Raw genomic sequence first — 23,634 nt, 5'->3', positions numbered from 1 at the left:
GGGCGACCGGCGGGTGACCCACGTCACTCATGGGCCGCCGCGACACTGCGTGCCGAGCGGTGCATAGAGGAGGAAACGGTCGAACGACAGGGGTTCCAGGGTCTCGACCGGCGAGGCGCGAGCTCCCGCAGGGCTCCGGCGACCTTGCCGCAGCAAACCACACGCTAGGTCGGCTTTTGTCGATCGTCAAGCAAAAGCCGAAGATCGCAGTACGCTAGACGGATTGTCACCACTGCGTAGCAACGAGAGGCTCCGTGATACATCGTGCCCACCGAGGAACTGCTGAAGTTCGCCCCCCGCCCGACCGGCGCCGGGGACATGTTCCAGCTGCTCCGCGACGGCCAACCCCGCACGCGGGCTGACCTCGCCGCGATCACCGGGCAGGCGCGGTCCACGATCGCCGCCCGCATCGACCTGCTCATGGCCTCCGGGCTCATCGCGCCCGCGGGCGAGGCGAGCTCGACCGGCGGCAGACCGCCCGTGACGTTCGCCTTCAGCCCCGGTGCACGCATCGTGCTCGCCGTGGACCTGGGCGCGACGCACGCGCGCCTCGCGGTCACGGACCTCGCGTCGAACGTCCTCGCAGAGGTCGACGCACCGCTCGCCATCTCCGACGGTCCGGAGAACGTCCTCGCCTGGGTCGCCGAGACCGGCGAGAAGCTCATCGCGACGACCGGGCGCGACCTCAAGGACCTGGTGAGCGTCGGCGTCGGGCTCCCGGGCCCCGTCGAGCACTCGACCGGACGACCCATCAACCCGCCCATCATGCCCGCGTGGGACGACGTCGACGTGCCCGCGATCCTCAAGCGCACGTTCGACGCCTCGGTCCTCGTGGACAACGACGTCAACATCATGGCCCTCGGCGAGCACCGCACCGCATGGCCCGGCGTGAGCGACCTGCTCTTCGTCAAGGTCGCCACGGGTATCGGCGCGGGAGTCATCTCGGACGGCGAGCTGCGCCGCGGCGCCCAGGGCGCGGCCGGCGACATCGGCCACATCGCCGTGCCCAACGCGACGGACACCCCGTGCCGCTGCGGGAACATCGGCTGCCTCGAGGCCGTCGCGAGCGGCCAGGCCATCGCCGGCGCCCTCAAGAAGGAAGGGCTCGAGGCCGCCAACAGCGGCGACGTCGTGTCCCTCGTGCGCGGCGGCGACCTCATGGCGAGCCACGCCGTGCGCCAGGCCGGCCGCGACATCGGGGCCGTCCTCGCCGCGTGCGTGAGCCTGCTCAACCCCTCCATGATCGTGGTCGGCGGCGTCATCGCCGACGCAGGAGAGCACCTGATCGCGGGCATCCGCGAGATCGTCTACCAGCGCTCGCTGCCGCTGGCCACGCAGCACCTGCGCATCGTCACGTCCCAGGCCCGGGGGCAGGCGGGCGTGCTCGGTGCGAGCGCCATGGCGATCGATCACGTACTCTCTCCCGCAGCGATCGATGCCCTGATCGCGTGAGCGCCAACGGAGGACTCATGAGCGTGCCGGACCGTCGGGCCCTGATCGTCCGGGGAGGATGGCCAGGCCACTCCCCCGAGGAGAGCACCGACCTCTTCGTCCCCTTCCTCAAGGAGTCGGGCTTCGACGTCGTCGTCGAGTCCTCGCTCGAGGTGTACGCCGACGCCGAGTACATGGCCGGCGTCGACCTGATCGTCCAGTCCTGGACCATGGGCGAGATCCTGCCCGACGAGATGCGCGGCCTGCGCCAGGCCGTGACGAACGGGACGGGTCTTGCGGGCTGGCACGGCGGGATCATCGACTCGTACCGCATGGCGACCGACTACCTGCAGATGCTCGGCGGCCAGTTCGCCGCGCACCCGGGCGACCTGGTCGACCACACCGTCGAGATCGTGCCCGAGCACGCCGAGCACCCCATCGTGGCCGGCCTCGGCCCCATCGCGCTGCGCTCCGAGCAGTACTGGGTCCTGGCGGACTCGCTCAACGAGGTCCTCGCGACCACGACCATCGAGCCCACGGCCGACTCGCCGTGGCGCTCGCCCGTGGTCTCGCCCTCGATCTGGACCCGCCGGTGGGGTCAGGGGCGCATCTTCGTGTGCGCACCGGGGCACCAGCTCGCGGACCTCGAGACCCCCGGGCTGCGCACCGTGATCGAGCGCGGCCTGCTGTGGGCCGCCCGGTGACGCTCCCCCGCGCCTAGCGGGCGCGGACGACGAACGGTCGACGACCGGGGTCGTCGACCGTTCGTGCTCCCGACGGCGCCACGCACCGGAGCGAGCCGGTCAGCGAGGTGCGCTGCGCCGTCGGGCATGCGCCGAGCGCTCCTACCAGGCGCGCGCGACCGCCGTGTGGACGTCGAGCAGCGGGCCCGTGCGCTCGCTCGGGCCACGACCGAACCCGCACTCGGTGCCGACGCCGATCTCCCGCTCCCCCAGCACCTGGGCCGCGGCCGCGAGGCGACGCTGCGCGCCCTCGACGCCGTCCTCGTGGTGCACCACGCCGAGGTAGAGCTCGGTCGCAGGATCGATCGTGAGGTCCGCGAGCGGCGCGACGTACTCGACGTCGTCGCGCTCGATCGGCACGGGCAGGTGGAACCACGCGATCTCGCGCGTCACGGTCGCGGCCAGGCCGTTCGCGACCTCGACCAGGCGGCGCGTGTCGGACGGCTCCACGAAGTGCTTCTCGGCGACGTCCCCGTAGCAGAGGTGAAAGCCGAGCTCGACGTCCGCGGGCACCGTGGAGGCCACGCGTGCGGCGCGCGCGACGCAGCCCGCGAGCACCTCGTCGGAGTCGATCGCGAACCACGCCTGGGCCGGTCCGGCCCCGAGGTTCGCGCCCTCGACCAGCGCGAACTCGCTCGCGAGGTCGAGCTGGATCGCGAGGTCGCCCGCAGGGACCGCGGCGACGATCGCCTCGATCTCGCGCAGCATCGCGGCCTCGTAGGCGGGGTACACGACCTCGCGCGCCTCGGGGACCACGAACGCCACGACAGGGGCGAGCGGAGTGGGCAGGCACACCTGGAAGCGCGTGGTCGCGGGGATCACGCCCTGCGCGCGCAGCCGCACGAAGTCCGCGTACGACGCCGTCGCGGCGGCCGCGTAGCCCAGCTCGCCGAAGACCAGCTCGTCCGCCGGGACCGAGCCGTCGAGCACGTGGGGACGGACGTCGAACCCGGCGACGACCACGGGCTCGATCGGCAACCGTGCCAGCCCGGGTACGGCGTCGAAGCGCGCGCCCTGGAAGAGGATCCAGTGGAAGCGCTCGCCCACCTCGCCGTCGGGGATGCGCCGGAGGTGGGTGCCCGCGTGGGCCGCGACCGTGCGGAACGTGTCCTCGGCCGTGGGGAGGTTCACGGAGCCGACGAGGTGCGCGCCGCGCACCTGGGCGGCTGCCTGCGGGTCGTCGTCCTGCGGGGAGGGCCGGGTCGCGGAGGTCGCCTGAGTCATGACCGCATCGTAGACGTGGGTACCACTTCACGGGCCGGGCTGTTCATCCTTCGGCAGACGGCCTGTGGCACCATCTCGGGGATGACCTCCCCGACGCCCTTCACCGGGCTGCTCGCCTACCCGATCACGCCGCTGGACTCCGACGGACGCCCCGCACTGGGCACGCTGACGCGCGTCGTCCAGGACGCGGTCCGCGCCGGGGTCGACGGCGTCACGGTCCTCGCGTCGTCGGGTGCGGGCACGTCGTTCGCACCCGAGGAGCGCGCTGCCGTGGTGGGCGCCGCGGTCCGGGCGGCGCACGACGCCGGCCCCGGTCCCTCGGGGCAGCACGTCCCGGTGCACGTCGCGGTCGCGGCCCCCTCGACCACCGAGGTCGTGCGGAACGCGGTCGCGGCGCAGGCCGGCGGCGCCCACGGGCTGGTCCTGACCCCGTTCGCCTACACCCCGCTCGTCGACGCCGAGGTCGTGGCCCTGTTCGAGGCCGTGGCCGCCGAGACCGACCTCCCCGTGTGCTTCTACAACCGGCCCGTCCAGAACGGGTACGACGTGATGCCCGAGGTGCTGGCCCACCTCGCCCGCACCACCAGGCTCCGGGGGCTCAAGGACCCGGCCGGGCGGACGGACGCGGGCGCCCGGCTGGACACCATCCGTGCCGCGGTCGCGCGTGAACCGTTCGCCGTAGGCCTGAGCGGCGACCTCGCGATGACCGAGGGGGCCTTCACGACCCTGCCTGCGAGCGACGCCTGGCACACCGGGGTCGCGGCCCTCGTGCCCGACGAGTACGTCGTGATGCGCCGCGCGCACGTCGACCGCCGGCCCCTCGACGCGGTCGTGGAGCGGTCCTGGCTCCTGGCCCTCGTCCGCGAGCTCGGACGGCTGCGGCCCGTCGCAGGACTCCACGCGCTCGCCGGGCTGCTCGGCGTGCCGACCGGTCCGCCGCGGGGGCCCGTCCTGGCGACACCGACCGAGCAGACCGCAGGGCTGCGGGCCGTGCTGGCCCGCCGGCCGGCTGCGGTGCCGGGTTCCGGGGTGTCGACCCCCGCGGACACCGGGACCGGGACCGCGAGGTAGACCCCTGCCAGCCCCGTGCGGGCGGTCAGTCGGCCGTCGGCCCCACGGTGTCCTCGGTGACCTCGGCGTCCGAGCCCTCCGGCTCCGAGTCCTCGGGCTCCGGCGCGTCCCCGACCGCCGCCGGTCCGCCTGCGAGGAGCGCCACGAACCCGGCCTCGTCGAGGATGCGCAGGCCCAGGTCCCTGGCCTTGGTCTCCTTCGAGCCCGCGTTCTCCCCCACGACCACGTAGTCGGTCTTCTTGGAGACCGACCCCGAGGCCTTGCCGCCCGCGGTGAGGATCGCCTCCTTGGCGCCGTCGCGCGAGAACCCTTCGAGGCCTCCCGTGACCACGACCGTCAGGCCAGCGAGCGGGCCGGTCGGCTGCTGGCGCGCACCGGGGCCGGGGTGCCCCGGGGTCTCGAACCGGACCCCGTCCCGCTGCCAGGTCTCGACGATCTCCCGGTGCCAGTCCACCTCGAACCAGGCGAGCACCTCGTCGGCGATGACCGGTCCGACGCCCTCGACCGCGGCGAGCTCGTCGCGGCTCGCGGCCCGGACCGCGTCGAGCGACCCGAACCACTCCGCGAGGGCCCTGGCAGCGACCGGCCCGACGTGCCGGATGTTGAGGCTCACGAGGATGCGCCACAGTTCCTTGGTCTTCGCGATCCGCAGCTCGTCCACGAGCGTCTGCGCCGTGGTCGACGGGCCGTACACCGGGAAGTCCTTGCGGACTCCTGCGGCCCGGCGCTCGGCGGGGGTCGCGTCCTCGAACCCCGGCGGGTAGGTGCGGGCGGCGACCTTCTGGAACGGTCGGACGACCTTGGCCAGCAGCACCGAGCCGTCGGACATCTCCACCTCGCCCGACTCGCCCACCCCTTCGAACGGCCGGGGCAGCCCGGTCTCCGGGTCGCGGACGACGACGCGGATCGGGGCGAGCTGGTCGACCGTGAGACCGAACAGGTTCTTCTCGGTGCGCAGCGGCGGCTCGGCGGGCTCGTAGGGCTGCGTGAGCGCGGCCGCGGTGACCTCGCCCAGCGCCTCGATGTCGAGGCCGCCGCGCGAGCCGATGTGCTCGACCCTCCCGCGGACCTGCGCCGGGCAGCTCTCCGCGTTGGGGCAGCGCAGGTCGACGTCCCCCTCCTTCATGGGGCGCAGCGGTGTCCCGCACTCGGGGCACTCGGCCGGCATGACGAACTCCGTACGCTGCACGCCGTCCTCGCGCAGGGCGACGACCGGCCCGAGGATCTCCGGGATGACGTCCCCCGCCTTGCGCAGCACCACGACGTCCCCGATCAGCACGCCCTTGGCGCGCACGACGTCCTGGTTGTGCAAGGTCGCCTGACGCACCGTGCTCCCCGCGACGAGCACGGGCTCCATGACGGCGTACGGGGTTGCCCGGCCGGTCCGCCCGACCCCGACCTGGATCGCGAGCAGGCGCGTGTTGACCTCCTCGGGCGGGTACTTGTAGGCGATGGCCCACCGGGGCGCGCGGCTCGTGGCCCCGAGGCGGCGCTGGAGCGCCAGCTCGTCGACCTTGACGACGATCCCGTCGAGCTCGTGCTCGATGTCGTGCCGGTGCTCGCCGAAGTACGCGATCATCTCCTGCACGCCCGCGAGCCCGTCGACCACCCGGTTGTGCGGTGAGACGGGGATGCCCCACTGCTCGAACAGCGCGTAGGCGTCCGACTGGCGCGCGAGCTCGGCGTGCTCCCCCTCGTCCCACTGGAGCGCCCCGACGCCGTGCGCGTACATGCGCAGGTTGCGGCTCGCGGTCACGGCCGGGTCCTTCTGGCGCAGGGAGCCTGCCGCGGTGTTGCGCGGGTTCGCGTACGGCGCCTGCCCGGCCGCGACGAGCGCCTCGTTGAGGGCCGCGAAGTCCTCGACCCCGAGGAAGACCTCGCCCCGCACCTCGATCACCGCGGGATGCGAGGCCGGGTCACCGGCGAGCTGCTGGGGGATGCTCGTGATGGTGCGGACGTTGGCCGTGACGTCCTCGCCCGTGCGCCCGTCGCCGCGCGTCGCGGCCCGCACGAGCCGCCCCCGCTCGTACAGCAGCGCGATCGCGAGGCCGTCGATCTTGACCTCGCACAGGTACTCCACGGGGGCCTGCGGCGAGACGCCCAGGTCCCGGTGCACGCGCGCGGCCCACGCGGCGAGGTCCTCCTCGGAGAACGCGTTGTCGAGCGAGAGCATGCGCTCGAGGTGCTCGACCGTCGCGAAGCCCGTCGCGGCGCGCCCGCCGACCCGCTGCGTGGGCGACTCGGGGGTCTGGAGCGCGGGGTGCGCCGCCTCGAGCGCCTCGAGCTCGCGCATGCGCGCGTCGTACTCGGCGTCCGACGACACGGGGGCGTCGGCCTCGTAGTACGCCCGCTGGTCGGCCTCGACCTGGGCGACCAGCTCGGCCCAGCGGCGCTGGGCACCGGCCTCGTCCAGCGCCGGGGCGGCATCGGGGGCGACAGCGGTGTCGGAGGCGGCGGTCGCGAGGGCCGTGCTCGTGCTGTCGGGGCTGGCTGCGGGGTGCGGCGGGGTGGCGTCGTTCACGTGCCCATCATCGCTCGCCCCACCGACAGCCGCCTGCCCCGGTGGCGGCGCGTCCCGCCCGACGGCGGCGCTCGCCCCTGCCCACCGGCGCACCCGGGAGCTCGGGCCGGACGCACCAGGCGCGCTCCGCCGTCGGACCTTCGCGTGCCCGGACGCCGAGCAGCGCCCCCGCGCTGGAGGACGCGGGGGCGCTGCGAGCGGGACCGAGGCCAAGGGGGATGCCTCGGGCCCGTGGTGAGTGGCGCCACCCGGCAGGACGCGCCACCCGACCGTGACCCGTACCGCTCGGGTCGTCGTGCGGGCTACCGGCGTCCGGGCTGCTTCCCGGACGCCGGTGCCTGGATCACTTCGAGGGCTCGTCCGCGGCGGGGGCCGCGGCCTTCTTCTCGGCAGTCTTGCGGGCTGCCTCCTCGGTGGCCTTGCGCTCGGCGCGGACCTCTTCGCGGCTCGTGCCGTAGTACGCCGCGACCATGATGTCCTTCATGTCCTCGAGCATCGGCAGACGCGGGTTCGCGGGGGCGCACTGGTCCTCGTAGGCCCGCATCGACAGGGCGTCGAGGCCTCCGATGAACTCGCGCTCCGAGACGCCCTGCTCCTGGAACGAGCGCTCGATCCCGACCTTGGCGCGCAGCTCCTCGACGGCCCGGGCGTAGGACTCGACGGCCTGCTCGGGCGTCGAGGCCGGCAGGCCCAGATGCTTGGCGATCTGCTGGTAGCGCTCGTGCGCGATGTACTTCTCCGCCTTGGGCCAGCCCGTGACCTTGGTCGGGATCTGCCCGTTGTAGCGGATCGCGTGCGGCAGGAAGATCGCGTTCGTGCGGCCGTGGACCAGACCGAACGTCGAGCCGACCGTGTGGGCCATCGCGTGGACGATCCCGAGGAACGCGCTGCCGAACGCCATGCCGGCGATCGTGGCCGCGTTGTGCATCTTCTCGCGGGCCTCGGGGGCTGCCGCCCCCTGCGTGACGGAGGCCTCGATGTGCTCGAAGACCAGCTTGATCGCGTGCAGCGCCAGACCGTCGGTGAAGTCGTTCGCGTAGACCGACACGTAGGCCTCGGTCGCGTGCGTCAGGGCGTCGAACCCCGAGTCCGCCGCGAGCTTCGCGGGCATCGTCGCGGTCAGGACCGGGTCGATGATCGCGACCGACGGGGTCAGCGCGTAGTCGGCGAGGGGGTACTTGTACCCGGTCGCGTGGTCGGTGATCACCGCGAACGGCGTGACCTCCGAGCCCGTGCCCGACGACGTCGGGATGCAGACCAGCTTGGCGAGGTCGCCCAGGGTCGGGAACTTGAACGCGCGCTTGCGGACGTCGAAGAACTTCTCGCGCAGGTCCGAGAACGCCATCTCCGGGTGCTCGTACTTGAGCCACATGACCTTCGCGGCGTCCATGGGCGACCCGCCGCCGATCGCGACGATCGTGTCGGGCTTGAAGTCGCGCATCATCTCCGCGCCCTTCTCGACCGTCTCGACGCTGGGCTCGGGCTCGACCTGGTCCATGATCTGGATCGAGACCTTGTTGGGCCGGCGGTTCAGGACGTCGAGGACCTTGTCGACGATACCGATCTGGCTCATGACCTTGTCCGTGACGATGGTGACGCGCTCGACGTCGGGCATCTGGGTCAGGTACTGGATCGAGTTCGGCTCGAAGTACGTCTTCGGCGGGATCTTGAACCACTGCATGTTGTTGTTACGACGTCCGATCCGCTTGACGTTGACGAGGTTGACGGCCGACACGTTGTTCGACACCGAGTTGTGCCCGTACGAGCCGCACCCGAGGGTCAGCGACGGGATCAGCGCGTTGTAGATGTCGCCGATGCCGCCCAGCGCGGAGGGCTGGTTCCACAGGATGCGGACGGCCTTGACGCGCTGGCCGAACTCCTCCGCGATGTCCTTGTCCTCGGTGTGGATCGCGCCCGAGTGACCCAGGCCGTCGAACTCGACCATCTGCTCGGCGAGCGAGATGCCGTGGTCGGTCGACTCGGCGCGCAGCACCGCGAGGACGGGGCTGAGCTTCTCGCGCGTCAGGGGCTCGGCGGGGCCGACCTGGCTGCACTCCGCGAGGATGATCGAGGTGTCGTCGGGGACCGAGAAGCCTGCCTGCTCCGCGATCCACTGGGGGCTCTTGCCGACGATCGTCGCGTTGAGCTTGGCACCCGCGCAGTTCGCCCCGCCGGCCTCGACGCCGAAGATGAAGCGCTCGAGCATCGCCTTCTCCTCGGGGTTCGCGAGGTAGGCGTGCATGTGGGCGAACTCGGCGAGAGCCGCGTCGTAGATCTCGGCGTCGAGGATGACGGCCTGCTCCGAGGCGCACACCATGCCGTTGTCGAAGCCCTTGGACAGGACCACGTCGTTGACGGCGCGGCCGAGCTTGGCGGTCTTCTCGATGTAGGCGGGGACGTTGCCCGCACCGACGCCGAGGGCCGGCTTGCCCGCCGAGTAGGCGGCGCGGACCATGGCGTTGCCGCCCGTGGCGAGGATCAGCGAGACGCCGTCGTTGTTCATGAGTGCCGACGTGGCCTCGAGCGAGGGCTGCTCGACCCACTGGATGCAGTCCTCGGGGGCGCCTTCGGCCACGGCGGCGTCCCGCACGATGCGGGCTGCGGCGACCGAGCACTTCTGGGCGCTGGGGTGGAACGCGAAGATGATGGGGTTGCGCGTCTTGAGCGCGATGAGCGACTTGAAGATCGCGGTCGAGGTCGGGTTGGTGACGGGGGTGATGCCCGCGACCACGCCGACCGGCTCGGCGATCTCGACGATGCCCGTGAGTTCGTCGCGCCCGATGACGCCGACCGTCTTGAGGTTGGCCATCGAGTTCGGCACGTGCTCGCACGCGAAGATGTTCTTGGTGGCCTTGTCCTCGAAGACGCCGCGCCCGGTCTCGGAGACCGCGAGCTGCGCGAGGCGGCCGTGCTCGTGGAGCGCCGCGACGGACGCCTTCTTCACGATGCGGTCGATGTCCTCCTGGGTGAAGGCGTCGTACTGCTTGAGCGCCTTGAGGCCACGGTCGACGAGGGCGTCGATCTCGGTGACTCCGGCGGGGGTCTTCACGGGGGCCTTGCTCGTGCTGCTCACGTTGCTCCTCCAGTGACCCGAGCGGCCGGGTCTGCGTGGTGTCTTTCCCTTGCTTGTGAATACTTTCACAAGGTACGGATAGATGCAAGTGATGTTCGATGGTGATCTCGGACGAGCCTCCCCCGCCCCCGCTCTCCCCTGGCATCTATGCATGCCCGGTCCCGCGGATCGGTCGCCTAGTGTGTTGGCATGAGTGCTGAGAACGTCGTGACCGACCCACCCACCGGACAGCCGACCACGCCGCACGACCCGTACCTGTGGCTCGAGGAGGTCGAGGGCCGCGAGGCGCTCACCTGGGTCCAGGGCCGCAACGCCGAGACCGCCGCGACGATCGAGGCCACGAGCGAGTTCGCCGCGACCGAGCAGTCGATCCGCGAGGTCCTCGACTCGGACGACAAGATCCCGGACGTCTCGAAGATCGGCGAGCACTACTACAACTTCTGGCGCGACGCGCAGCACGAGCGCGGCGTCTGGCGCCGCACGACGCTCGACTCCTACCGCACCCAGCACCCCGAGTGGGAGCTCGTGCTCGACCTCGACGCGCTGGGCGAGGCCGAGGGGCAGAGCTGGGTCTGGCACGGTGCGAGCGTCCTGCGTCCCGCCCCCGGCGGCGAGTGGCGCCACGCCCTGGTCGACCTGTCGCCCGGCGGCTCCGACGCCGACGTGACCCGCGAGTTCGACCTCGTCACCAAGCAGTTCGTCGCCCCCGAGGACGGCGGGTTCTTCCGCGAGGAGTCCAAGGGCGGGCTCGGGTGGATCGACGCCGACACGGTGTACGTTTTCACGGACTTCGGACCGGGCTCGATGACCCCCTCGGGATACCCCCGGATCGTCAAGCGCTGGCGCCGCGGCACCCCGGTCACCGAGGCGACGGTCGTGTACGAGGGCGAGCCTGAGGACATGTACATCTTCGGCTGGCGCACCCACTCCCCCGGGTTCGAGCGCGACTTCGTCGGCCGCTCGATCGCGTTCTACGACAGCGAGACCTACCTCGTCCAGGACGCGGGCACGCCCGACGAGCACCTCGTCAAGATCGACGTCCCGCGCTCGGCCGAGGTCGGCGTCAAGCGCGAGTGGATGCTCGTCGAGCTGCGTGACGACTGGACGGTCGGCGGCGCCACCTACCTCGCGGGGTCGTTGCTCACGACCCGCTTCGAGGACTTCCTCGCCGGGGCGCGCGGCTTCACGGTCCTGTTCGAGCCCACGCCCACGACGTCGCTCGCCGGGGCCACGTGGACCGCGCACCATCTCGTGGTCAACGTCCTGGAGGACGTCAAGAACCGCCTCCACGTGCTGACGCCGCCCTCGTCGGGCACGGAAGCGGACGCCGACGCGCAGGGCCGTGGGTGGACCCGCAGCGAGCTGCCCGGCCTGCCGACCATCGGCACGGTCGTCGTGGGCGCCGTGGACTCCGAGGAGAGCGACGACGTCTGGCTCGTGGTGACCGACTACCTCACGCCCTCGACGCTCTCGCTCCTGTCGGTGGGCGCGGGCGCCGAGCCCGAGGTCCTCAAGTCGAGCCCCACCTTCTTCGACACCGCAGGCCTGGTCATCGACCAGCACTTCGCCGTGTCCGACGACGGCACGCGCGTCCCGTACTTCGTCGTCGGGCGCGAGGAGCTCGTGCGCCCGGCGGCCGGTGCCGCCGAGGCGGGCGCCGGCTCCGCTCCCGTGGGCGCCGCGCCCACGCTGCTCTACGGCTACGGCGGCTTCGAGGTCTCGCTGACCCCGGGCTACTCGGGCACGCTGGGACGCGCATGGCTCGCCGACGGCGGCGTGTACGTCGTCGCGAACATCCGCGGCGGCGGCGAGTACGGCCCGTCGTGGCACCAGGCCGCCCTCAAGGCCAAGCGGCACAAGGCCTACGAGGACTTCGCGGCCGTCGCGCGCGACCTCGTCGCCCGCGGCATCACGACCCCCGAGCACTTCGGCATGGAGGGCCGCTCCAACGGTGGCCTCCTCGCGGGGAACATGCTCACGCAGTACCCCGAGCTCTTCGGCGCCGTGATCGTCGGCGTCCCGCTGCTCGACATGCTGCGCTACACGCACCTGCTCGCGGGGGCGTCGTGGGCCGCCGAGTACGGCGACCCGGACGACCCCGAGCAGTGGGAGTTCATCAAGACGTTCTCGCCGTACCACCTGTTCGACGCCGAGCGCGAGTACCCGCCGGTGCTCTTCACGACGTCGACCAAGGACGACCGGGTCCACCCCGGGCACGCCCGCAAGCTCGCCGCGAAGATGCTCGCGGCCGGCAAGGACGTGACGTACTACGAGAACGTCGAGGGCGGGCACGGCGGCGCCGCGAACAACGCCCAGGCCGCGCACATGTCCGCGATCCACTACCGCTTCCTGCGCGAGCAGCTCGGCTGACGCCGGGCGACCGTTCGTCCGCACGACGCACGCGCAGACGCACGGAGGGCGGGGTTCCCCCCGGGGGAGGGGGGACCCGCCCTCTGGCGTGTCTGCGGACGACCCGCCCGCGACCTACGAGTGGGGCACCGTGGCCGTGATGAGCGTGCCGTCCTCGCGACGGTTGCCGGTCAGGTCCCGCAGGCTCGGCACTCCCTGGCGGACGGGCCCCTGCCCGTCGAGGGCCACCGTCACGGGCTCGCCCGCGGCGACCCGCACGGTCTCGCCGCGCACCAGCACCTCGGCGCTCTCGCCCGTCTCGCACACGAGCGTGATCGCGTCGGACGTGACCGTGACCTTCAGCCGGGCCCCGCGCAGCGTGACGCGGAACGTCAGCGACTCCCACGACTGCGGCAGGCGCGGGTCGAAGCTGATGCGACCGCAGTCGTCACGCATGCCGCCGAACCCGAACGCGAGCGCCGACCAGGTCCCGCCGGCCGAGGCGACGTGCACGCCGTCGGACGCGTTGGCGTGACGGTTCTCCAGGTCGACCAGCAGCGACGACGTGAAGTACTCGAGCGCGAGCTCGTGGTAGCCGACCTCGGCCGCGATGATCGACTGGACCACGCCCGACAGCGTCGAGTCCCCCGTGGTCAGCGGGTCGTAGTACTCGAAGTCGGCCAGCTTCTCCTCGGGCGTGAACTCGGACCCCTGGAGGAACAGCGCGAGGACGACGTCCGCCTGCTTGAGCACCTGGTAGCGGTAGATGACGAGGGGGTGGTAGTGCAGCAGCAGGGGCCGCTTGTCCGCAGGTGTCGCCGCGAGGTTCCAGATCTCGCGCTCGAGGAAGTGCGAGTCCTGCGGGTGGATGCCCAGGTGCTCGGCGTACGGGATCGACATGCGCTCGGCCGCGTGCTCCCACTCCGCCGTCTCCTCCTGCGAGACCCCGAGCCGGATCGCGAGCCGCTCGTACTCGTGCGGCGCGTCGCGTCGCATGGTCTCGAGCGTCTCGGCCGCGACGCGCAGGTTGAAGCGCGCCATGACGTTGGTGAAGAGGTTGTCGTTCACGACGGTCGTGTACTCGTCGGGGCCCGTGACGCCGTGGATGTGGAAGTGGTCGTCCCCGTTGGCCCGCCAGAAGCCGAGGTCGGCCCACATGCGCGCGGTCTCCACGAGGATGTCGACACCCTCGCGCTCCAGGAAGTCCAGGTCCCCCGTCGCCCGCACGTACTGCATGAGGGCATAGGTCACGTCGGCGTCGATGTGGTACTGCGCGGTGCCCGCGGCGTAGTAGGCCGAGGCCTCCTCGCCGTTGATCGTGCGCCACGGGAACAGCGCGCCCTGCTGCGAGAGCTGCCCGGCGCGGCGGCGGGCGGCGTCGAGCATCTGGTAGCGGAAGCGCAAGGCGTTGCGCGCGTACCGCGGGCTCGTGTACGTCAGGAACGGGAGCACGTAGATCTCGGTGTCCCAGAAGTAGTGGCCGCCGTAGCCCGTGCCCGTGAGGCCCTTGGCGGGGACGCCGTTGCCCTCGGCGCGGGCCGTGGCCTGCGCGAGCTGGTAGATGTTCCACCGCACGGCCTGCTGGATCTCGGGCTGCCCCGGGATCTCGACGTCGGAGCGCGCCCAGAACTCGTCGAGGAACTCGCGCTGCTCGGCGTGCTGGAACGCGATGCCCTCGTCGCGCACGCGGTCGAGCGTGCGGCGGCACCGGTCGATGAGCTCGCGCGCGGGCACCCCGCGGGACGTGTGGTAAGCCACGGTCTTGGTGAGACGGACCGGCTTCCCCGGTTCGGCCTGGATCCGGTAGACGTGCTTGGCCAGGTCCTCGTCCACCTGGGTGCGCACGTCGTACGTGTTCTCCGTGACCAGGTCGTCGTCCGCGGCGACCGCGATCGTCATGCCCGAGTTGGTGCAGCGGTACGACAGCACGAGGCGCTCGTCGTCCCCCCACTGGGCCTGCGGCTGCAGGACGCGCTCGGTGAACTGGTTCGCCTTGCGGGGGTCGAAGCCCTGCCCCATGGCGGCCGACGGGACGTGGTACTCGTCCTGCCCGTCCTGCCGGTTGAGGATCTGGGACGAGATCGCGATGGGCGCCGGGTCGTCGAGCATCGTGACCTCGAACGTGATGACGGCCAGGTGCCGCTCGACGAACGAGACCATGCGCTCGGACTTCACCAGGACGCGCTTGCCCGACGGCGTGCGCCACAGCAGCTCGCGCCGCAGCACGCCGTCAGCCATGTCGAGCGACCGCTCGTAGGAGACGAGGTCAGCGACGGGCAGCAGGAGCGGCTCGTCGTCGACGTAGAGCCGGATGATCTTGACGTCGGGGACGTTGACGATGGTCTGCCCGACCTCGGCGAACCCGTACGCCTCCTCGGCGTGGTGGATGCGCCACGTCTCGTGGAAGCCGTTGATGAACGTGCCCTGCGTGTGGGACTCGCGCCCCTCCTCGACGTTCCCCCGCATGCCGAGGTACCCGTTGCCGACCGAGAAGAGGGTCTCGGTGACCCCGAGGTCGTGCGCCGAGTAGCGGTTCTCGGTGAGCCGCCACGGGTCCGCCGGGAAGCGGCTGCGGTCGACGGTGCCGTCGAAGCCGTGCTCGAACCCGGCCATCAGCGGGCCTCCTCGTGCGCAGGGCGGTCCAGGACCGTCGCGTCGAGCTCGCCCAGGTCGGACACGACCACGTCGGCGCCGTGCTCGGTCAGGGCGTCGGCGCCGACCCCGCGGTCCACCCCGACGACGAGCCCGAAGTCACCGGCCGCTCCCGCCTGGACACCCGAGATCGCGTCCTCGACCACGATCGCGGCGGTCGTGGGAACGCCCAGGAGCTGGGCCGCGTACTCGTAGGTCGCGGGCGAGGGCTTGCCGTCGAGTCCCTCCGCGGCCGCGACGGCACCGTCGACGACGACCTCGAAACGGTCCGCGATCCCCGCAGCCGCCAGGACCGACGGGGCGTTGCGCGACGACGAGACGACCGCGACGAGCGCCCCGGCCGCGGTCACGGCGTCGAGGAACGCGATCGAGCCCGGGTACGGGTCGATGCCCTCCCGGGCGAACATCGCGTTGACGATCTCGTTCTTCTTGTTGCCCAACGCGCAGACCGTGCCCTCCCCGGGGGCGTCGTCGATCGTGCCCCACGGCAGCTCGATCCCGCGCGAGGCGAGCATCGTGGCGACCCCGTCGAAGCGGGGCTTGCCGTCGATGTGCGCGAAGTAGTCCGCCGAGGTGTACGGCGCGACACCGCGCTCGGCGCACAACGGCGCGAACAGGCGTTCCCAGGCGCGCATGTGGACCTCGGCGGTCGGTGTCAGGACACCGTCGAGGTCGAAGAGGACGGCGTGCAGAGCGGGCATCGCGCTCCTTCGGGAGAGTGGACGGACGAGGGAGCGCCGCGAGTTCGGCACCTCGCTCCGAGCCTACGCACCAGGGGGCGTCACGGCGAAAACGGCGGGGCAGCAGGGGCCGACGTCACACCGGGGCGGGCACGGAGCGCGCGGTCCGGCGGGCCGCTCAGTCCTGTGCCCGCTCCGCGAGCATCTCCGCGACCCGGCCGAGGTTGCCCAGCATCGCGCGGTTCTCGTCGATGCTCCCGAGCCGCTGCCCAGACCCCAGCCCCACTCCCCCCGCACGCGGTGCGGCGAGGAGCGTCACGTCGTCGAGCCCCGACGCCGGGAGGCCGATCCGGCGCCATGGCACCGTCACGAGCGACGCGAGCTCACCGAGGTTCGGCCCCGAGCACTGCGAGATCTTCGCGGGCGGCAGCCCGGCCCAGACCCCGACGCCGCGCTCGACCGCGCGCGCGGCCAGCTCCCAGCCCTTCTCGTCCCAGCCGTCGGCCCGGGCCGCGAGGTCCAGGCCCACGGCGTCGGCGCCGGCGAGGACGACGGGAGCGATCCCGACCCACGCGGGCCCCACGTGCACGACGCTGCGCGCACCCCCGTCCCGCACCGCCCCCAGGACCGTCTCGAGGCCCTCCACGATCGCGGGCCCCTCGACGGGCCGCAGGCGGGAGAACCCGGAGAACGTGGGCAGCACGCCCGCGTTGATCTGACCCAGCAGCGGCTCGGAGACCTGCACCACGAGCTCGGCGCCGGGGACCTGTCGTCGCACCTCGTCGAGGTGTGCCCGCACCCCGACGGCGAGCGAGGCGGCCAGGTCGGCCCGCGCGCCCTGGTCGGCGAGCACCCTGTCCCCGCGCGCGAGGTACAGCTCGGCCGCGAGCGTCCACGGCCCCACGACCGACACCGCGAGCGGCCCGACGTACCCGTGCCCGGCGATCGCGAGCGCCCCGAGGTCGTCCCGGAGGAAGGCCCTGGCCCGGCGCTCGTCCATGCCGGGCCGGTCCGCGAGCTTCCACCCGTGCGGCCCGACCTCGACGGGCAGGTCCGCGAGCAGGGTCGCGGTGCGGCCCACGCCGTCGGACCCCGGTCCCCGCTGGGGCAGACGCACGAGGAACGGGACGGGCGTGACGCCCGTGGGGACCTCGGCGAGGTCCCCGAAGATCATCTGCTGCGCCTCGAGGACGTCGGTGCCCTCGCCGCCGGGCCACGGCCCGTGGCCGCTGACTGACGTCATGTCCAGGTCTCCTTGCTGTTCGACGTGCTCGACGACCGGCCCCACGGCCCGGCCGGTCCATCAACTGCCTCGACTGCACCGACGGCGTCCGTTCCTCGGACGCTCGCCGGATAACTCACCCGGGCATCACCCGCACGAACTCTTGCGGTGTCCCTCTCTCCGAGTGAAGGCTGATGAGTATGCACCACAGACCGTGACGACGCGGTGGCCGCTGGACCGACCCCGCCGGACGAGCGAGGCGGACATGAGCAGCAGCAGGCACGAGGCGACCGGGACCACCCTTCCCGGCGACCGGGACGAGGCGGACACGACCGCCGCCCGCACGACCAACAAGGCGGCCGCGATCGCGGTCCACACGCAGGCCATCCCTGGGAACCACGCCGAGGCGCTCGCGGCGCTCGTCGCCGCCGACTTCCACAACCACGACCCGGCCCCGGGCTGCTCGGGCGGCATCGAGGGGCTCGTCGCGACCATGCACTGGTTCTCGGACGCGTTCTCGGACCAGCGCGTCGAGGTGCTGCACGCGGTCGCCGAGGGCGACCTGGTGGCGCTGCACGTCGCGTTCAGCGCCCGGCACACGGGCTACTTCCGGGGCCTGGCCCCGACGGGCCGTCACTTCACGGTCCGCGAGATGCACATGCTGCGCTTCGTGGACGGGCGCGAGGCCGAGCACTGGGCGGTGCGCGACGACGCGTGGCTCGTGCGCGAGCTCAGCGAGCACCCCGTCGTCCCGACGAGCGCGGTGCTCGCCGCGACGCAGCCCGGTGCCGCGGTGGGGAGCAGCGTCCCGGTCGCGGTGTGACGAGTGGCGCACGGCCGGTCGTTCAGCGGGCGGCGCTCGCCGCGCGCTGCGCCCGGTAGGCGCGCTGCACGGTCGACTGCCCGATCACGCGCGTCCCCTGGTACACGACGAGCGACTGCCCAGCGGCCACGCCGCGCAGCGTCTCACCCGTGAGCTCGACCTCCGTGCGCGCGCCGTCGACGGCACCGGGCGCCTCACGACCGTCCGCCTGCCCGACGACGGCGCGCACCCGCGCAGGGACCGGCGTCCCGTGGGCACGCACCTGGACCGACGCGTCGAACCAGCCGGACACCTGACCGGCTCCCGCACCGTCGGGCCCCGGCCCGGCAGGGGCCTGCTCCCACCCGGCGGCCGCGAGGACGTCGTCCGCGAGCCACACCGAGCGGTCCCCCTCGATGCGGTCGACCGTGAGCAGCTCTGCCGGACCCACGACGACCCGGTTGGAGACCGGCTCGACCTCGAGCACGTAGCGCGGCTTGCCGTCCGCGGCCGGTCGTCCCAGGGACAGCCCCTTGCGCTGGCCGACCGTGAACGCGTAGGCCCCCTCGTGCTCCCCGAGGACCTCGCCCGAGGTGTCGACGATCTCGCCCGTGCGCGCGCCAAGGCGCGCCTTGAGGAAGCCCTGCGTGTCGCCGTCGGACACGAAGCAGATGTCGTAGGAGTCGGGCTTGTTCGAGACCGACAGGCCTCGCCGCTCGGCCTCGGCACGGACCTCGTCCTTGGACGCGAAGCCGCCGAGCGGGAAGATCGACCGGGCCAGCCGTTCCTGGCCCATCACGGCGAGCACGTACGACTGGTCCTTGGCCTCGTTGGGCGAGCGGTGCAGCTCGCGGACGGTACGGGTCACGGGCTCACCGTCCGTCCCCGGGACCGTGACCTCGCGCGTGAGGACCTGTGCGTAGTGGCCCGTGGCGACCGCGTCGAAACCGAGCGCCGTGGCCTTGTCGAGCAGCGCCTCGAACTTGATGTGCTCGTTGCAGCGCACGCACGGGTTGGGCGTGCGCCCGGCCTCGTACTCGGACAGGAAGTCCGCGACGACCGTGTCCTCGAAGCGCTCCGAGAGGTCCCACACGTAGTACGGGATGCCCAGCACGTCGGCGGCGCGGCGCGCGTCGCCCGCGTCCTCGATCGAGCAGCAGCCGCGCGAACCCGCCCGGAACTGCTCGCGGTTGCGCGACAGGGCCATGTGCACGCCGACCACCTCGTGGCCGGCCTCGACGGCCAGGGCCGCCGCGACGGCCGAGTCGACACCGCCGGACATCGCTGCCAGGACTCTCATGCGGACCTCCCTGTCGTGGCGGCCGGGCGCGTCCTCGGGGGCCCGGACCGGGCCGACGACGCCAGCCCGGCGGCCTGGGCGCGCGCCACCACCTGCGGCAGCGCGTCGAGAAGTCGCGCGACGTCGTCGTGCGTCGAGGTCGCCCCGAGCGAGAACCGCAGCGCGCCGCGCGCGTCCTCCTCCGAGACCCCCATCGCGAGCAGGACGTGCGAGGGCTGCGGCACACCCGCCTGGCACGCCGAACCGGTGGACGTCTGCACGCCCGCCGAGTCGAGCAGGTACAGCAACGAGTCGCCCTCGGAGCCGGGGAACGTGAAGTGCGCGTTGCCGGGGAGCCGCAGGGACGGGTCGACCAGCGGGTCGGGGCCGCGCAGCACCGCGTCCGGCACGGCCGCCCGCACACCCCGGACCAGGTCGTCGCGCAACGACGCGAGATGCTCGGACCGCTCGGCGCGAGCACCGACGGCCTCGGTCACCGCGACCGCGAACGACCGGATCGCGGGGGTATCGAGCGTGCCCGAGCGCACGCCACGCTCCTGCCCACCGCCGTGCAGCACCGGGGTCAGGGGCAGCCCGCGCTTGGCGATCAGCGCACCGACACCCATGGGTCCGCCGAGCTTGTGGCCCGTGAGCGTCAGGGCGTCGAGGCCGCTCGCGGCGAAGTCGACAGGCACCTGCCCGACGGCCTGCACCGCGTCGGAGTGCACGGGGATGCCGTAGGGACGGGCGATCTGCACGACCTCGTGGACAGGCTGGATCGTCCCGACCTCGTTGTTCGCCCACATGACCGAGATGAGCGCGACCTCGTCCCCCTTGGCCGCGAGCTCGGCGCGCAGGGCGTCGAGGTCGAGCCTGCCGTCGACGTCGACGGGCAGCAGGACGATCTCCGCACCCGTGTGCTCGGCCATCCAGAAGGCCGGGTCGAGCACCGCGTGGTGCTCGACGGCCGAGACCAGGATGCGGCGACGGTGCGGCTCGGTGGTCCGTCGACCCCAGAACAGGCCCTTGATCGCGAGGTTGTCCGACTCCGTCCCCCCGGCCGTGAAGATCACCTCGCTCGGTCGCGCACCGAGCGCAGCGGCGACGGCCTCGCGCGACTCCTCGACGACGCGGCGAGCGGCGCGGCCCGCCGCGTGCAGCGAGGACGGGTTGCCGGTCTGGGCGAGCTCCGCGACGAAGGCCTCGAGCGCGGCCGGTGACATGGGGGTCGTGGCGGCGTGGTCGAGGTAGGCGCCGTGCGAGGGCTCGGCGGGCGTGGCGGTCATGAGGCGATCACAGTCGTCCAGTCTACGAAGGTATTCGCGGCCGCCGCCGCCACGGTGCGCACGAGGTCCGTGAGTTCTGTGGAGCATTGCTGGACAGCACAGGAAAAACCGATATCTTGACAGATGCTCGTTCGCCTCCTGGAACCCCGCAGACTGACCGTCGCGCCTCGTCGCACGGCCGGGGTCCGCTCATGAACGGCGACACCTCGACCGCCCCGCCTCCCGTCCCTCCTCACCCCGTGCGAGCGTTCTGCCCCATGCCCGACGACGTCGCGACCTCCCGCGTGGTCCTCTCACCGCAGGATCCGCGCGCCCACGCGAGCGACCGCCTACGGTGGGCCATGCTGCCCCGTGAGCTCCGCGACGAGATCGAGGCCACGATGGAGGCGCACGTGGTCGAGGAGATCAGCGTCGTGAGCGGCTTCAGCCCTGGCATGGGGTCGTTGCTCCGGCTGTCGACGGGCGGGCAGGTCTTCCTCAAGGCGGCGCGCACGCGCGACGAACGCGAGTGCGCCGACCTGCACCGCGCCGAGGCACGCATCGCGACCCGCCTGCCCTCGACGGTCCCGACGCCGCGCTTCCTGTGGGGCCACGGCGACGGCGACTGGATCGTGCTCGCCTACGAGGCGATCGACGGCTACCCGCCGCAGGTCCCGTGGGAGCCCGCGGTGCTCGCCCGGGTCCTCGACACCCTCGACGACCTGGCACGTGTCCCCGGGGCCCGGCAGATCCCGCTCCCACCGGCCGGACCACAGCTCGCGTCCACCGCGATCGGGTGGGGTCGGATGCTGCGCGAGCCCTGGGAGCCCCTGGGGGCGCTCGCGCCGTGGGCAGCCCGTCGGCTCGCGTCGCTCGCCGAGCTCGAGCTGGGCGTCCTCGTAGCGTGCGAGGGGGAGTCGATCGTCCACGGCGACATGCGCGCGCGGAACCTGACCGTCACGGACGACAGGGTGTACGTCCTCGACTGGCCCTACGCGATGCGTGGGGCCGGGTGGCTGGACCTCGCGCACCTGCTCGTCACGGTCGGCTCGCAGGGCGTCGACGGCGTCTTCGACCCGCCAGAGGTGTGCGTGCCGACCGACGGCTTCCCGCCTCTCGTGACCTGGGACGACGCCGAGCGTGCGGGGGCCTGGCTCACCGCGGTGTTCGACGACCACCCCCTCGGCGCCGAGGTGCACCCCGGAGACCTCCGGTCGATCGTCGGCGGGTTCGCGGGCTTCAGCATGGACGCCGCGCGCAGACCCGCCCCGCGGTCCGACCCGTGCCGCCCCACGGTGGCCCTCGGGCAGTCGGTCTCGGCCCTCGCCTGGCTCGAGCACCTGGGTCTGTGACCCGCCTCGGTCGCCCGCGACCTCGTCCCCGGACGCACGGACACCCCGGCGGGCCGAGCCCGCCGGCGCGTCCGTCAGGGTCAGGGGGTCAGCCCTTGTGCTCCCGCAGGACCTGCGCTGCCTGCGGCAGGACCTCGGCGAGGTCGCCCACGACCGCGAAGTCCGCGATCTCGAACAGCGGGCTGTCGGAGTCGTTGTTGACGGCCACGATCACCTGCGAGGCCTGCATGCCGCCACGGTGGTGCGGGGCCCCCGAGATCCCGGCGCCGATGTACAGGCGCGGCGCGATCGTCACACCCGTCTGGCCGATGAAGGTGTCGAACCAGCCCTCGTAGACCGCGTCGCGCGTCGCGCCGACGGCCGCGCCGAGCACGTCGGCGAGCTCCTCGATCGGCCCGAAGTCGCCGTCGGTGCCGCGACCGCCCGCGACGACCGTCGCAGCCTCGGCGAGCGCGGGGCGCCCACCCTCGACGACCGGCTTCTCCTCACGGGACACGACCGTGACGTTCGTCGCCGACGCCGGTACGTCGACGGGGAACCCGATGACCTCGGTCTGGACCGAGGACTCGGCAGGCTCCGGGACGACGGAGTTGGCGCGGACCGTGAACACGGCCTGCTCGGTGACGACCTCGCACGAGGTGTCCCACGAGCCCGCGAAGACCCGCTTGTAGCCGACGGCCTTGCCGTCCTCGGCGCGGACCGCGGCCGCGTCGATCACGAGGCCGGCGCCCAGCGCGTAGGCGAGCCGCGCGGCGGCCTCCTTGTTGGGGAACGTCGCCGAGAGCAGCACGATGTCCGCGTTCGCGCGGCGCACGGCGGTCTCGAGGGTCGCCGAGACGACCGCCGTGAGGTGCGCGGCGTCCGCGCTCACGGACGTGGGCAGCTCGGCCTGGAGGACCGTGTCGACACCGTAGGCGCCGAGCTGGGCGAGCGTCGTGACGCTCGGGCTGCCGAGCGTCACGGCCTTGGGGCGGCCGAGGCTGCGCGCGATGGTCAGGAGCTCGAGGGCCGCGGAACGCAGCTGCGTCTCCGGGGAGTCGAGCAGGACGAGGACGTTGGTGGTCACGGTGTTCCCTCTCAGACCAGGTCGTTACGGATGAGGAACTCGGCCAGCGCGCGGCCGCCCTCGCCCTTGTCGACGACGACCTCGACCTCGGGACGCGGCGGGCGCGGCGTGGCGGCGAGGACGCGGGTGCGGGCTCCGGCGTCACCCACGGTCGCGGGGTCGAGCCCCAGCGCAGCGAGGTCCCAGACCTCGATCGGCTGCGTCCGCGCGGCCATGATGAGCTTGAAGTTGGGGAAGCGCGGCCAGTTGGCGTGGTCGGTCACGCTGACCACGGCGGGCAGCGGTGCCGAGAGCACCTCGAGCGCGTCGTCCAGCTCGCGCGTGACCTGGGCCGTGCGGGCAGCGGTGTCGACCTCGAGCTTGCCCGCGAGCGTGAGCTGCGGCAGGTCGAGCTCGGCCGCGAGCAGCACGGGGACCACGGACCCCAGCCCGTCGAGGGCTGCCATCCCCGTCAGGACGAGATCGACCGGCCCCTCCTCCTCGAGCTTGCGGATCGCCGCGGCGAGCGTGGCGACGGTCCCGAAGTAGTCCGAGCCCGCGAGCGCCTCGTCGCTCACGCGCACGCCGCGTCCGACGCCCATCTGGTAGGCCTTGCGGATCGCGGTGTCGGCCTCGGGGCCGGCCATGGTCAGGACGACGACCTCGGAGGTCTCCTGCTCGGCCTCCGGCAGCGACTCGACGATGCGCAGCGCGGCCTCGATCGCGTTCTCGTCGAGCTCGTTGAGGGTCCCCTCCTCGGACGATCGCACCACTCGTCCGGCGTCGAACCGCCGGTCGGCGTGGATATCGGGAACGTACTTGACGGCGACGACGATCCTCATCGTGATGTGCTCCGTGGTTGGGACGACGGTGGACCCGGGTGGTACCCGCACGCCACAGCCCTCCGTGGAAGGTGTGGCACAGG

The 23,634-nt window shown here is 72.5% G+C and carries 16 protein-coding genes; 6 read left to right on the top strand and 10 right to left on the bottom strand.

Going from position 1 to position 23,634, the window contains the following annotated elements; genetic code table 11:
* The first annotated feature begins 318 nt into the window (after positions 1-318).
* Both ACZDYF_RS02840 and ACZDYF_RS02835 read left to right on the top strand, forming a co-directional pair.
* A complete protein-coding gene (locus ACZDYF_RS02840; RefSeq protein ID WP_191792225.1) occupies positions 319-1,452 on the top strand; it encodes an ROK family protein in 1,134 nt (377 codons plus the stop codon).
* 17 nt (positions 1,453-1,469) lie between these two features.
* The gene (locus ACZDYF_RS02835) at positions 1,470-2,135 is read left to right on the top strand and encodes a ThuA domain-containing protein (RefSeq protein ID WP_191792226.1); all 666 of its coding nucleotides are present in this window, start codon (positions 1,470-1,472) and stop codon (positions 2,133-2,135) included.
* A 141-nt stretch (positions 2,136-2,276) separates the two neighbouring features.
* Here ACZDYF_RS02835 and ACZDYF_RS02830 read toward each other — a convergent pair whose 3' ends face one another.
* Positions 2,277-3,398: a hypothetical protein gene (locus tag ACZDYF_RS02830; protein ID WP_475053066.1), complete on the bottom strand. Its 1,122-nt coding sequence runs from the start codon at positions 3,396-3,398 to the stop codon at positions 2,277-2,279.
* A gap of 81 nt (positions 3,399-3,479) precedes the next feature.
* Between ACZDYF_RS02830 and ACZDYF_RS02825 the strand changes: the two genes are divergently transcribed.
* Positions 3,480-4,469, top strand: a complete 990-nt coding sequence (locus ACZDYF_RS02825; RefSeq protein ID WP_475053063.1) for a dihydrodipicolinate synthase family protein — start codon at positions 3,480-3,482, stop codon at positions 4,467-4,469.
* 25 nt (positions 4,470-4,494) lie between these two features.
* Here the strand turns inward: ACZDYF_RS02825 and ligA are convergent, their stop codons facing one another.
* On the bottom strand, positions 4,495-6,990 hold the full coding sequence (ligA, locus tag ACZDYF_RS02820; RefSeq protein ID WP_475053060.1) for an NAD-dependent DNA ligase LigA: 2,496 nt from the start codon (positions 6,988-6,990) through the stop codon (positions 4,495-4,497).
* Positions 6,991-7,333: 343 nt separating this feature from the next.
* Complete coding sequence (gene adhE, locus ACZDYF_RS02815) at positions 7,334-10,063, bottom strand: bifunctional acetaldehyde-CoA/alcohol dehydrogenase (protein ID WP_475053054.1); 2,730 nt, start codon at positions 10,061-10,063, stop codon at positions 7,334-7,336.
* A 189-nt stretch (positions 10,064-10,252) separates the two neighbouring features.
* Between adhE and ACZDYF_RS02810 the strand changes: the two genes are divergently transcribed.
* A complete protein-coding gene (locus ACZDYF_RS02810) occupies positions 10,253-12,433 on the top strand; it encodes a prolyl oligopeptidase family serine peptidase (protein WP_475053047.1) in 2,181 nt (726 codons plus the stop codon).
* A gap of 114 nt (positions 12,434-12,547) precedes the next feature.
* On the opposite strand, the gene ACZDYF_RS02805 is transcribed toward ACZDYF_RS02810, so the two are convergent.
* From ACZDYF_RS02805 to ACZDYF_RS02795, 3 genes are all read right to left on the bottom strand, one after another.
* On the bottom strand, positions 12,548-15,025 hold the full coding sequence (locus ACZDYF_RS02805) for a glycoside hydrolase family 65 protein (RefSeq protein ID WP_475053041.1): 2,478 nt from the start codon (positions 15,023-15,025) through the stop codon (positions 12,548-12,550).
* Positions 15,025-15,765: an HAD family hydrolase gene (locus ACZDYF_RS02800; RefSeq protein WP_475053036.1), complete on the bottom strand. Its 741-nt coding sequence runs from the start codon at positions 15,763-15,765 to the stop codon at positions 15,025-15,027. The genes ACZDYF_RS02805 and ACZDYF_RS02800 overlap by 1 nt, the downstream gene beginning before the upstream one ends.
* Positions 15,766-15,922: 157 nt before the next feature.
* Positions 15,923-16,987: a uroporphyrinogen decarboxylase/cobalamine-independent methonine synthase family protein gene (locus ACZDYF_RS02795; RefSeq protein WP_475053033.1), complete on the bottom strand. Its 1,065-nt coding sequence runs from the start codon at positions 16,985-16,987 to the stop codon at positions 15,923-15,925.
* Positions 16,988-17,231: 244 nt separating this feature from the next.
* Here ACZDYF_RS02795 and ACZDYF_RS02790 point away from each other — a divergent pair, with 244 nt between their 5' ends.
* Positions 17,232-17,789, top strand: a complete 558-nt coding sequence (locus tag ACZDYF_RS02790; RefSeq protein WP_475053030.1) for an ester cyclase — start codon at positions 17,232-17,234, stop codon at positions 17,787-17,789.
* Between the two features lie 22 nt (positions 17,790-17,811).
* Here the strand turns inward: ACZDYF_RS02790 and mnmA are convergent, their stop codons facing one another.
* Both mnmA and ACZDYF_RS02780 read right to left on the bottom strand, forming a co-directional pair.
* Positions 17,812-19,068: a tRNA 2-thiouridine(34) synthase MnmA gene (gene mnmA / locus ACZDYF_RS02785; protein WP_475053024.1), complete on the bottom strand. Its 1,257-nt coding sequence runs from the start codon at positions 19,066-19,068 to the stop codon at positions 17,812-17,814.
* Positions 19,065-20,333, bottom strand: a complete 1,269-nt coding sequence (locus tag ACZDYF_RS02780) for a cysteine desulfurase family protein (protein WP_400274654.1) — start codon at positions 20,331-20,333, stop codon at positions 19,065-19,067. The genes mnmA and ACZDYF_RS02780 overlap by 4 nt, the downstream gene beginning before the upstream one ends.
* A 257-nt stretch (positions 20,334-20,590) precedes the next feature.
* Between ACZDYF_RS02780 and ACZDYF_RS02775 the strand changes: the two genes are divergently transcribed.
* Positions 20,591-21,664, top strand: coding sequence for a phosphotransferase family protein (locus ACZDYF_RS02775; RefSeq protein WP_475053020.1), 1,074 nt, complete (start codon positions 20,591-20,593; stop codon positions 21,662-21,664).
* Between the two features lie 88 nt (positions 21,665-21,752).
* Here ACZDYF_RS02775 and ACZDYF_RS02770 read toward each other — a convergent pair whose 3' ends face one another.
* Entirely contained in the window at positions 21,753-22,730 is a 978-nt protein-coding gene (locus ACZDYF_RS02770) for an electron transfer flavoprotein subunit alpha/FixB family protein (protein ID WP_475053015.1), read from the bottom strand.
* Between the two features lie 11 nt (positions 22,731-22,741).
* Positions 22,742-23,551 carry an electron transfer flavoprotein subunit beta/FixA family protein gene (locus tag ACZDYF_RS02765; RefSeq protein WP_475053009.1) on the bottom strand — a complete coding sequence of 270 codons (810 nt, stop codon included), beginning with the start codon at positions 23,549-23,551 and terminating at the stop codon, positions 22,742-22,744.
* Positions 23,552-23,634: the final 83 nt, after the last annotated feature.

This window comes from Oerskovia sp. PE-21s (assembly GCF_056158145.1).
This window is presented reverse-complemented; position numbering and strand designations above follow the sequence as displayed.